General features: G+C 57.7%; 10 protein-coding genes. 4 read left to right on the forward strand and 6 right to left on the reverse strand.

The genetic code is table 11. The features are described from left to right. Together PFH44_RS20450 and ldtC are read left to right on the forward strand one after the other, a co-directional pair. Positions 1-845, forward strand: an 845-nt coding sequence (locus PFH44_RS20450) for a TRCF domain-containing protein (RefSeq protein WP_349632134.1), incomplete at its 5' end; no start/stop codon positions are given. A 160-nt stretch (positions 846-1,005) separates the two neighbouring features. Next, positions 1,006-1,971 carry a L,D-transpeptidase LdtC gene (ldtC, locus tag PFH44_RS20455; RefSeq protein WP_283825977.1) on the forward strand — a complete coding sequence of 322 codons (966 nt, stop codon included), beginning with the start codon at positions 1,006-1,008 and terminating at the stop codon, positions 1,969-1,971. 567 nt (positions 1,972-2,538) lie between these two features. Here the strand turns inward: ldtC and bhsA are convergent. Next, the gene (bhsA, locus tag PFH44_RS20460) at positions 2,539-2,796 is read right to left on the reverse strand and encodes a multiple stress resistance protein BhsA (protein WP_041144985.1); all 258 of its coding nucleotides are present in this window, start codon (positions 2,794-2,796) and stop codon (positions 2,539-2,541) included. 249 nt (positions 2,797-3,045) lie between these two features. On the opposite strand from bhsA, the gene PFH44_RS20465 reads away from it, so the two are divergent. Continuing rightward, positions 3,046-3,681: a TetR/AcrR family transcriptional regulator gene (locus PFH44_RS20465; protein WP_283825974.1), complete on the forward strand. Its 636-nt coding sequence runs from the start codon at positions 3,046-3,048 to the stop codon at positions 3,679-3,681. Positions 3,682-3,946: 265 nt separating this feature from the next. Next, positions 3,947-6,133: a TonB-dependent siderophore receptor gene (locus PFH44_RS20470; RefSeq protein WP_045854854.1), complete on the forward strand. Its 2,187-nt coding sequence runs from the start codon at positions 3,947-3,949 to the stop codon at positions 6,131-6,133. Between the two features lie 54 nt (positions 6,134-6,187). Here PFH44_RS20470 and PFH44_RS20475 read toward each other — a convergent pair whose 3' ends face one another. From PFH44_RS20475 to thiK, 5 genes are all read right to left on the reverse strand, one after another. Further along, on the reverse strand, positions 6,188-6,727 hold the full coding sequence (locus tag PFH44_RS20475; protein ID WP_052698707.1) for a glycine zipper 2TM domain-containing protein: 540 nt from the start codon (positions 6,725-6,727) through the stop codon (positions 6,188-6,190). Between the two features lie 262 nt (positions 6,728-6,989). Next, on the reverse strand, positions 6,990-8,294 hold the full coding sequence (locus PFH44_RS20480) for an NAD(P)/FAD-dependent oxidoreductase (protein WP_045854853.1): 1,305 nt from the start codon (positions 8,292-8,294) through the stop codon (positions 6,990-6,992). A 237-nt stretch (positions 8,295-8,531) separates the two neighbouring features. Then, complete coding sequence (ycfP, locus tag PFH44_RS20485) at positions 8,532-9,074, reverse strand: alpha/beta hydrolase YcfP (protein WP_041144980.1); 543 nt, start codon at positions 9,072-9,074, stop codon at positions 8,532-8,534. A gap of 36 nt (positions 9,075-9,110) precedes the next feature. Then, positions 9,111-10,121, reverse strand: coding sequence for a beta-N-acetylhexosaminidase (gene nagZ, locus PFH44_RS20490; RefSeq protein WP_161795650.1), 1,011 nt, complete (start codon positions 10,119-10,121; stop codon positions 9,111-9,113). A 28-nt stretch (positions 10,122-10,149) separates the two neighbouring features. After that, positions 10,150-10,865, reverse strand: a 716-nt coding sequence (gene thiK / locus PFH44_RS20495; RefSeq protein WP_283825976.1) for a thiamine kinase, incomplete at its 5' end; no start/stop codon positions are given.

The following is a 10,865-nucleotide window of genomic DNA, read 5'->3' on the forward strand; positions in this document are numbered from 1 at the left end:
CCCCATTTATTAAACCCGGGACCGATTTCCCGTCCGCCAATACGATCATCATCGAGCGCGCCGATCATTTCGGCCTTGCTCAGCTGCACCAGCTGCGCGGGCGCGTCGGGCGTTCACACCATCAGGCCTATGCCTGGCTGCTGACCCCGCATCCGAAGGCGATGTCCACCGATGCGCAAAAGCGTCTGGAAGCGATCGCCTCGCTGGAGGATCTCGGCGCCGGGTTTGCCCTGGCCACCCACGACCTGGAAATTCGCGGCGCCGGCGAGCTGCTGGGCGAAGACCAGAGCGGGCAGATGACCACCATCGGCTTCTCGCTGTATATGGAGCTGCTGGAGAACGCCGTTGATGCCCTGAAGGCCGGGCGCGAGCCGTCGCTGGAGGACCTCACCAGCCAGCAAACGGAGGTCGAACTGCGGATGCCTTCCCTGCTGCCGGACGACTTTATCCCGGATGTGAATACCCGACTCTCGTTCTACAAGCGCATCGCCAGCGCCAAAAGCGAGCACGAGCTGGAGGAGATCAAGGTTGAGCTTATCGACCGCTTCGGCCTGCTGCCGGACGCGGCCAGAAATCTGCTGGATATCGCCCGTCTGCGCCAGCAGGCGCAGAAGCTTGGCATTCGCAAGCTGGAGGGGAACGAAAAAGGCGGCATGATCGAGTTTAGCGAAAAGAACCACGTCAACCCGGTGTGGCTGATTGGCCTGCTGCAGAAACAGCCGCAGCACTTCCGCCTCGACGGGCCGACGCGGCTGAAGTTTATGCAGGATCTCGCCGAGCGGAAAACGCGCATGGAGTGGGTTCGCCAGTTTATGCGCCAGCTGGAAGAGAACGCCGTCGCCTGACCGTGACGGAGAAAATGGATACGGTGATATTCATCGTGTCCATTTTTTCATCCGACACATTCAGCAAACTTTACAAATGTTTTGCAATCCACCAGGGTTTCCCCACACTCCCCCGCGCCATAATTTGTTTCTGTTTTCGTAGAAAAATAACCACTTACTTATTGTGGTCATACACTCTTCGCGTATCTCTCTGTGGCTGGCGCTGGTTGCCGTTGTCGCCGCGCTGGCGCTTCCGGCCCATGCTAACACCTGGCCTTTACCGCCGCCGGGAAGCCGTCTGGTGGGGCAAAATCAGTTCCACGTGGTGCAGGATAACGGCGGCTCGCTGGAAGCCATTGCCAAAAAGTATAACGTCGGTTTTCTGGCGCTCCTGCAGGCTAACCCCGGCGTCGATCCCTACGTTCCCCGCGCCGGCAGCGTGCTGACCATTCCGCTGCAGACGCTGCTGCCGGACGCGCCGCGCGAAGGGCTGGTGATTAATCTCGCCGAACTTCGTCTGTACTACTATCCGCCGGGCAAGAATGAAGTGACCGTCTACCCTATCGGTATCGGCCAGCTCGGGGGTGATACCCTCACGCCAACGATGGTCACGACCGTGTCGGATAAGCGCGCCAACCCAACCTGGACGCCGACGGCCAATATCCGCGCCCGCTACAAGGCGATGGGCATAGAGCTGCCTGCCGTGGTTCCCGCCGGGCCGGATAACCCGATGGGGCACCACGCGATCCGCCTGGCGGCCTACGGCGGCGTCTATCTGCTGCACGGCACCAACGCCGATTTCGGCATCGGTATGCGCGTAAGCTCGGGCTGCATTCGCCTGCGCGATAACGATATTAAGACCCTGTTCAATAAAATTACCCCCGGAACCCGGGTGAATATTATCAACACGCCGATTAAGGCTTCCGTTGAGCCAAACGGCAGCCGGCTGGTCGAGATTCATCAGCCGCTGTCGAAGCACCTTGATGACGATCCGCAGACGCTGCCCATCGTGCTTAACGCCGAAATGCTGGCCTTCAAGGAGGCGCCGCTGACCGATCGGCCGGTTATGGATCGCGCTATCGAACTGCGTTCGGGCATGCCGATTGACGTGACCCGCCATCACCCGGACGCCGGTCAGGCGCTGTAATCACCCTATTCTGCCTGGCGGTGACGCGGTATTATTCGCTGCGTCAGGCAGAACATCCTTCCCCGGCGCCGGGTAAGCGGATTTGGGGGAAGAGAAGCCTCTTCCCCTTTAACCTCGCCTAACCACCGAAATCACTGCTGCGCGCTACGCCCGGCTCAATTCGACCGACCCGCTCCAGCTACGGAGCTCGCTCCTGTTTCAATTCACCTCTTGCGGCCTTCGGTTTGCCCTTTCCTCTGCACAGGTTCATCAGCGCGAAAGCGTCGGTTGAAACAACCGATACTATCAGCCTCAAGGGGGCAACGGGACAGCCTGCAACCTCAGGCGAGGAAACGGTGGGAGCGCAGCTACGCACGGCGTGCGCTGAGCGGAAACCGCTTAGCTGAGGGGTTCTGTATGGCGTTTTATTGGGGGGAGAGCCGTGGATTCAGACAGCGAGTCGCGGTCCATAAGGGTGTGAACCGCTTCGCAATCCTGGCATAACAGGGGAACAACTTACTGCTTACTACCGCGGCCTGATAAAGGGGTCAGAACCGCGTTTGTCAGTGGCATGACAGAGGGAACAGCTTATTTGTAGATAACCGCAGTCCCGTGCAGGGTGTTAGGACCGGTTACCGACGTAATGCGGAATGACGTTGCGCCCATTTCTTCAGCTTTCTGCGCCAGCTGGTCTTCCAGAGAGCCCAGGTTGGTGCCGGCGGAAGCGGAAACGGTGCCGATTTTTTGCTGGCCAGCAGGAGTGGATTGCACTTCAACGGCGGCAAAGCTTGCGAAAGAGAGTGAGCTTAGCACAGCAGCGAGGGTCAGAGTTTTGATGGTTTTCATGATTATTGTACCTATGCAGATGATTTTTTATTAGGGTCGCAAGAATTAAATTAACGATCGATAGGTAAATAATAATGTGACCTGCATCACACGTCAACGCATTTTTATAACGACCATTTAATTATTTATAAAAAACTTAAAATTCATATATATATGAATTATTTATTTTTGGACCGACTCTGCTGGTAGGTTGCGGCGTTTGTTTTTATAATGGCCCCTCAACAAACCAACATAGGTACAAGCGGCATCATGACAACTGACGTCCAAAGTTGCACAAAAAAAAGCCGTGGCCGACCTAAAGTGTTCGACAGGGAAGCGGCGCTGGATAAGGCCATGGCACTGTTCTGGCAGCATGGGTATGAGGCAACCTCCCTTGCCGACCTGGTGGAAGCCACCGGGGCAAAAGCCCCTACGCTCTACGCCGAGTTCGTCAACAAAGAAGGGCTGTTTCGCGCGGTGCTGGATCGCTATATTTCGCGCTTTGCCGCCAGGCACGAAGCGCAGCTGTTTGACGAAGAGAAGTCGGTCGACCAGGCGCTGCGGGACTATTTCACCGCGATTGCCACCTGCTTTACCAGTAAAGACACGCCGGCGGGCTGCTTTATGATCAACACCTCCGCGGCGCTGGCGGCCTCCTCTACCGATATCGCCAACACTATTAAGTCGCGGCATGCTATGCAGGAGCAGACGCTGACCCAGTTCCTGCAGCAGCGCCAGCTGCGCGGCGAGCTCCCGGAAAACGGCGACGTTCGCCAGCTCGCGCAGTTCTTAAACTGCGTCCTGCAGGGGATGTCGATCAGCGCTCGCGAAGGCGCCGATTTCAGCAAACTAATGCAAATTGCTGAGACCACTCTGCGCCTGTGGCCGCAAATTCTCCAGCCCTAATCCGCTCTGCTGTCCGGTGGCGTAAGTCACCGGGCCTGCCTCTCCTCCGCGATATCCCGCTGCCTTAACCCCATTTTTATTAATGTTTTCACATCCTTAAGTGTTAATTTGTTGTAAATGATATTGATAACAATAATCACTACGTGCAGAATTCGCATTTGAGTTTTTCAATATGTTTCACCCTGTAACAGTCGGTGCGCCCGCGCCGAAAAAATAGAACAACAATGCTTAACAACAAAGCAATTAACTCATAAAAGGAATGCGAATGAACACGCGTCTCTGGGTGCTCAACCCACTGCTGCTGGCTACCACCCTTCCCGTCTTTAGCATCCAGGCGGCCGAAGAAAACCTGATCGTTAGCGCCAACCGTACGCACCGTACTGTTGCCGAAATGGCGCAGACCACCTGGGTTATTGAAGGTCACGAAATTGAACAGCAGGTTCAGGGCGGCAAGGAGTTCAAAGATGTGCTGGCGCAGCTTATTCCGGGCATCGACGTCAGCAGCCAGGGACGGACAAACTACGGGATGAATATGCGCGGTCGCGCGATCGTGGTACTGATCGACGGCGTGCGGCTAAACTCCTCCCGCACCGACAGTCGTCAGCTCGACTCCATCGATCCGTTCAACATCGAGCACATCGAGGTTATCTCCGGCGCCACTTCGCTGTACGGCGGCGGCAGTACCGGCGGGCTGATCAATATTGTGACCAAAAAAGGCCAGCAGGATCGCCAGGTCGATCTCGAACTGGGCGGCAAAACGGGTTTTGCTAACAGCAACGATCATGATGAGCGGGTGGCGGCGGCGGTGAGCGGCGGTACCGACCACGCCTCCGGCAGATTATCGGTGGCTTATCAGCGCTTCGGCGGCTGGTATGACGGCAATAACGATGCGCTGATCCTCGATAATACCCAGACCGGTTTACAGCACTCCGATCGCCTCGACGTGATGGGCACCGGCACCATTAACATCGACGATAATCGTCAGCTTCAGCTGGTGACGCAGTACTATAAAAGCCAGGGCGACGACTACGGCCTGTACCTGGGGAAAAACATGTCGGCGGTGACCGGCGACGGCAAGGCCTACACCACCGACGGGCTGGACTCCGACCGCGTACCCGGCACCGAGCGCCACCTGATAAGCCTCCAGTATTCCGACGCCGACTTCTACGGTCAGAATCTGGTCAGCCAGATCTACTATCGCGACGAATCCCTGACCTTCTACCCCTTCCCGACCCTCGCCAAGGGCCAGGTCAGCAGCTTCTCCTCCTCGAAGCAGGATACCGATCAGTACGGAGCCAAAATTACCCTTAACAGCCAGCCGCTGGAGGGCTGGGACCTGACCTGGGGGCTCGACGCCGATCATGAAACCTTCAACGCCAACCAGATGTTCTTCGACCTTAACGAATCGATGGCCTCCGGCGGGCTGAATAATCAGGCCATCTACACCACCGGCCGCTACCCGGGCTACAGCATCACCAACCTTGCCCCGTTCCTGCAGAGCAGCTACGACCTGAACGATATCTTCACCGTCAGCGGCGGCGTGCGCTACCAGTGGACGGAAAACCGGGTGAATGATTTTGTCGGCTATGCGCAGCAGCAGGACGTCGCCAACGGGAAAGCCCGCTCGGCGGACGCCATTCCCGGCGGGAAAACCGATTACGATAACTTCCTGTTTAATGCCGGGATTGTCGCCCACATTACCGACCGCCAGCAGACCTGGTTTAACTTCTCCCAGGGCGTCGAGCTGCCGGATCCGGGTAAATACTACGGCATCGGTAAATACGGCGCCGCCGTTAACGGCAACCTTCCGCTGCTGTCGAGCGTCAACGTCGGCGATTCGCCGCTGCAGGGGATAAAAGTTAACTCTTACGAGCTGGGCTGGCGCTACACCGGCGACAACCTGCGCACGCAGCTGGCGGCCTACTACTCAACGTCGGACAAAACCATCGTCGTCAACCGCACCGATATGACGATTGACGTTGAGTCCGATAAGCGGCGTATTTACGGCGTTGAAGGGGCGGTGGATTACGCCTTCCCGCAGAGCGACTGGAGCACAGGAGCTAACTTCAACGTCCTGAAATCGCAGGTGAAGAGCGAAGGCAGCTGGCAGAAATGGGATGTGACCCTCGCCTCACCGTCGAAAGCCACCGCCTGGGTCGGCTGGGCGCCGGATCCGTGGGCGCTGCGCGTGCAGACCCAGCAGGTGTTCGATCTTAGCGACGCCAGCGGCAACAAGCTTGATGGCTACAACACCGTCGACTTTATCGGCAGCTACGCGCTGCCGCTGGGTAAGCTGACCTTCAGCATCGAAAACCTGCTGAACGAAGACTACGTCACCATCTGGGGACAGCGCGCGCCGCTGCTCTACAGCCCAACCTACGGCAGCAGTTCGCTGTATGAGTACAAAGGCCGCGGCCGCACCTTTGGTCTGAACTACGCCCTGAGCTTCTGATAAAAAAAGCCCCTCACCCTGAGCGTGAGGGGCAAATATCAATAAACGTCTTTTTTACGCTTTGTTATTCAGGATCAGCTGACCGTTACTATCCAGCGGAATTTGCGTGCCGGGGTCATGTTCCATGCGAATCTTGCCCTGCTGTCCGCCAATTTTGTACGTGACGTCATAGCCCAGCATTTTATCCGATTTGTCATACACCGTTTTGCAGCGCTGCTGCGTGGTGGTGTAGGTATCGCCTTCCTGCATCGATCCCTGAATCTGGTTACCGGCATAGCCGCCGCCCAGCGCGCCTACGACGGTGGCAACGCTGCGGCCACGGCCGCCGCCAAACTGGTGGCCGATAACCCCGCCGGCGACCGCGCCGAGCACCGAACCGGCAATACGGTTTTCATCCTGTACCGGACGACGGTGGGTCACGGTGACGTTACGGCACTCCTGACGCGGCGTTTTAACACTTTCTTTGATCGGCGTACTGGAGACCACCTGCGCATACTGCGGTCCGCGATCCAGTACGTTCAGACCGGCGACAGCTGCCACACCCAGCGCGGCGGCCACGCCAATCCCTATACCCGCCAACATTGATTTATTCACGGGGCATCCTCCGTTGTTGCTGATAGCAATAATTTTGCTATCTACCCGGGGAGCTTGCAAATGAGAAAGCGGATGAAAAATGCGAGGATCTGCAGCAAACGGCGGGGATTCAGAGGAATCCGAGAGGATATAGCGAATCTTACAGGACGATATTCCGGATAATCGCCCGGCAGCGCGTTATCTGACCGGGCGACGGCTCGGCGCGCTCCGCGAACCCGGAGAAGGCGCTAACGCCGTCATCCGGGAGCGGAGCGCCCGAGGATTAGTGCAGCTTCAGGCGCGGACGAATGATGCGGTTGATACGCCCTACCAGCATCATCAGGCCGGTTTTAAAGTATCCGTGCAGCGCAATCTGGTGCATGCGGTACAGGGAGATGTAAACGAAGCGCGCAATGCGGCCTTCGATCATCATTGAACCGCGCATCAGGTTACCCATCAGGCTGCCGACGGTCGAGTAGTTGGAGAGCGAAACCAGCGAGCCGTGATCCTTATAAGCGTAAGGTTTCAACGGCTTGTTTTTCATCTGCGCGAGGATGTTATGCAGCGCGCAGGTTGCCATCTGGTGAGCGGCCTGCGCGCGCGGCGGCACGAATCCGCCTTCCGGACGGGCGCAGGAAGCGCAGTCGCCGATGGCGTAGATATCCGCATCGCGGGTCGTTTGCAGCGTCGGCTCAACCACCAGCTGGTTGATGCGGTTGGTTTCCAGGCCGCCGATCTCTTTCATAAAGTCCGGCGCCTTAATCCCGGCAGCCCAGACCATCAGATCGGCCTTAATAAACTCGCCGTCTTTGGTGTGCAGGCCGTTAGCATCGGCGCTGGTGACCATAGTTTTCGTCAGCACCCGTACGCCAAGCTTGGTCAGCTCGCTGTGCGCGGCGCCGGAAATACGCGGCGGCAGCGCCGGCAGAATACGCTCCCCTGCCTCAACCAGCGTGACGTTCAGCGCTTCGTTGGTCAGCCCTTTGTAGCCGTAGCTATGCAGCTGCTTAACCGCATTGTGCAGCTCGGCAGAGAGCTCTACGCCGGTGGCCCCGCCGCCGACGATAGCAATATTCACTTTGCCGTTGGCACCGAGATCCGCGGAGTATTTCAGGAACAGGTTCAGCATTTCCTGATGGAAACGACGCGCCTGGTGCGGGTTATCGAGGAAAATGCAGTTCTCTTTAACGCCCGGCGTATTAAAGTCGTTAGAGGTACTGCCCAGCGCCATCACCAGGGTGTCGTAAGGCAGCTTGCGCTCGGCCACCAGCAGCTCGCCCTTTTCATCGCGCAGTTCACTGAGCGTGATGGTTTTGGTTTCGCGATTGATATCCGCGACTGACCCGAGCTGGAACTGGAAACCGTGATTGCGGGCATGAGCCAGGTAGCTCAGCGCATCTACACCTTCGTCGAGCGAACCCGTTGCCACTTCATGCAGCAGCGGTTTCCACAGGTGGCTATGGTTGCGATCCACCAGGGTGATTTTCGCTTTTTTGCTGCGGCCCAGCTTTTTACCCAGCTGAGTAGCCAGTTCCAGTCCGCCGGCGCCGCCACCAACGATTACTATTCTTTTCAATGGTGTAGTCACGTGACCCCCTAAAATTATTAACCAATTGTTAATTAAAAGTTATATAAATAGCCTTTAATTAACAACAAGTTACAGCATTGAAACCATTCAGCGAAATCGAGAATAACATGAACGGTTCATTGGTCATACCAAAATTGATATGCATCAAGTTTTACCGCATATTTTTTGCACAGGCAATCACGGAATCGATAAAAAAAAGCCCGCGGTGCGTTCACACAGCGGGCTGGAGGGGGGCTATCAGCCGAGGGTCTTAAAGGCCTTTATCCGCTGCAGATGCGGGGAGATACTCTTGAATTTATGACCCTGCTCGTTATCCCAGATGATTTCATAGTAGTGGTGCAGCAGCTCAGCCGAACGCTGGCTGTCGAGCGCTTCATCCTTGCGGGAAAGCATCACCAGGCAACGGTCGCGATTTTTCTCACGGAAGTTATTCACGCACTTCGTGCCGATATCCGCGTACTCTTCCGGGCGATCGATCTTCCCTTCCATGTTCTCATCGGGAAACAGGTTCGGGTTAAAAATAGCCTGGCGGATATCGCAGAGGAAACCAATCCGTTCCGCCCAGTAGCCGCCCAGACCGACGCCGCAAATCAGCGGCCGATCGTCGGCGTTGAGCTGCAGCATCTTATCGACCTCTTTTAACAAGTGCTGCATGTCGTGTTTCGGATGCCGCGTACTGTAGCTAATCAACCGCACGTCGGGATCGATAAACTGCAGCTGCAGCACCTTTTCATGGTTACCGGGGCTGTTAGAGTCAAAACCGTGTAAATAGATAATCATCGCATCCTCACCAGACAACAACGCCCTTCAGGTTTGCTACGCGGACTTCGCCTCCTGCCAGCGCGCGTGGAGCTGCTCCAGCTGCGCGTTGACCCTCTTCCAACGGGCGGAATCCCTTAGCTCCTGACGGGTAAAGGAACCTTTATGATACAATTTCGTAACACGCTCTGCTTTGATCGGCGACAGGTTATCCAGCACGCTGACCGCCCCCTTACGATTATTGCAGACCAGGATCATATCGCAACCCGCGTCCAGGGAAGCCTGTCCGCGTTCGGCATAGCTGCCCATAATCGCCGCGCCCTCCATCGACAGGTCGTCGGAGAAAATCACGCCGTCAAAGCCTAACTCCCCGCGGAGTACCGTCTTTAGCCAGTGCGGCGAGCCGCTGGCCGGACGCGGGTCAACGTCGGTATAAATGACGTGGGCAGGCATAATCGCATCAAGGCGCTGCTCCGCAACCAGGGTGCGGAAAACGGCCATATCCCGGGCGCGAATTTCCGCCTCAGCGCGCGGGTCGCGCGGCGTCTCTTTATGCGAATCGGCGGTTACCGCGCCGTGGCCTGGGAAATGCTTCCCGGTCGCCTTCATGCCCGCTTCATGCATACCGTCAATAAAGCAGCGCGCGATGGCCAGCGCCTTCTCGGGATCCTCATGATAAGAGCGCTCGCCAATGGCGGCGCTGATGTGGCCGACGTCGAGCACCGGCGCAAAGCTGATATCAATGTCCATAGCGATCATTTCGCTGGCCATCAGCCAGCCGGCCTGCGCCGCCAGCCTGCCGCCCTCTTCCATTCCCAGCAGTGCGGCAAAGGACTGCGCGGCCGGCAGGTGGGTAAAGCCCTCGCGAAAACGCTGGACGCGCCCGCCTTCCTGATCGACCGCGATCGCCAGATGATTGTGCGAAGCTTCGCGGATCTGACGCACCAGCTCGCGCAGCTGCGCCGGATCGTGATAGTTGCGGGTGAAGAGAATCAGTCCGCCAACCAAAGGGTGCGCAAGGATCTCCCGCTCTTCCGCATCCAGTTCAAAACCTTCGACATCCAACATTACCGGACCCACACTGACCTCTCTTATATTATGTGTCTAACTGACGCCAGGCCGCATCAGCCAGGGCGATAAACTGCCGGTCGCCGGTTTGCTGCCAGCGACGCTCGTACCAGCCCGCCATGAGCATCAATACCCACGGGCGCCAGCGCTGAATTTGTCGCCACAGCTGGCGTTCGCTAATCTTCGCCAGCCGGGCATACTCCGCCGTCAGCCGCCGCTGCTGCGCGGAATCAATCCACACGGCGGCAAGCTCCAGCGCAATATCGCCGTCGCCGGCATATTCCCAGTCGATCAGCCGCAGCCCGCCCTCGGTATGAACCAGATTGCCCGCATGTACGTCCATATGCAGCGGCGCCAGGCGCAGCGGCCGGGGCTCTCCGCGGCGTAGCAGGCGCTTGTACCAGCGCAGCCATAGCGGGGTTCGTCGCGAGCCATCGCTCTGCTGCCAGTAGCGTTCCAGCAGCGGCGCCAGCGCGATGCGCCAGCCCAGGCACGGCTGCCGGTGCAGATGATACAGCACCCCGGCCAGCTGCGGGCACGGCGGCAGCGCGCTTTTCATTTCACCGATGCAGTATTCCACCACCATCCAGCGCGGGGAGTAAAAAATCGGCGACGGCGCAAGCGTATCCGGCATCCGGGATAACGCGCGATATTGACGAAGGAAATCGCTGGCGGGCGCGGCAGGATCGTGCGGCTGGCGTAATACCAGCCGCCGGGGGCCGTCGCTGACGATGCAGCTACCGC

Origin of the sequence: Klebsiella sp. Ech2A, assembly GCF_030078455.1 — a bacterium.
Lineage (GTDB): Bacteria > Pseudomonadota > Gammaproteobacteria > Enterobacterales > Enterobacteriaceae > Klebsiella > Klebsiella terrigena.

Bases quoted from the DNA above. Each gene is read 5' to 3' on its own strand.
- PFH44_RS20470 (WP_045854854.1), top strand. From the start codon at position 3,947: ATGAACACGCGTCTCTGGGTGCTCAACCCACTGCTGCTGGCTACCACC.
- ycfP (WP_041144980.1), bottom strand. From the start codon at position 9,074: ATGATTATCTATTTACACGGTTTTGACTCTAACAGCCCCGGTAACCAT.
- PFH44_RS20465 (WP_283825974.1), top strand. From the start codon at position 3,046: ATGACAACTGACGTCCAAAGTTGCACAAAAAAAAGCCGTGGCCGACCT.
- bhsA (WP_041144985.1), bottom strand. From the start codon at position 2,796: ATGAAAACCATCAAAACTCTGACCCTCGCTGCTGTGCTAAGCTCACTC.
- nagZ (WP_161795650.1), bottom strand. From the start codon at position 10,121: ATGTTGGATGTCGAAGGTTTTGAACTGGATGCGGAAGAGCGGGAGATC.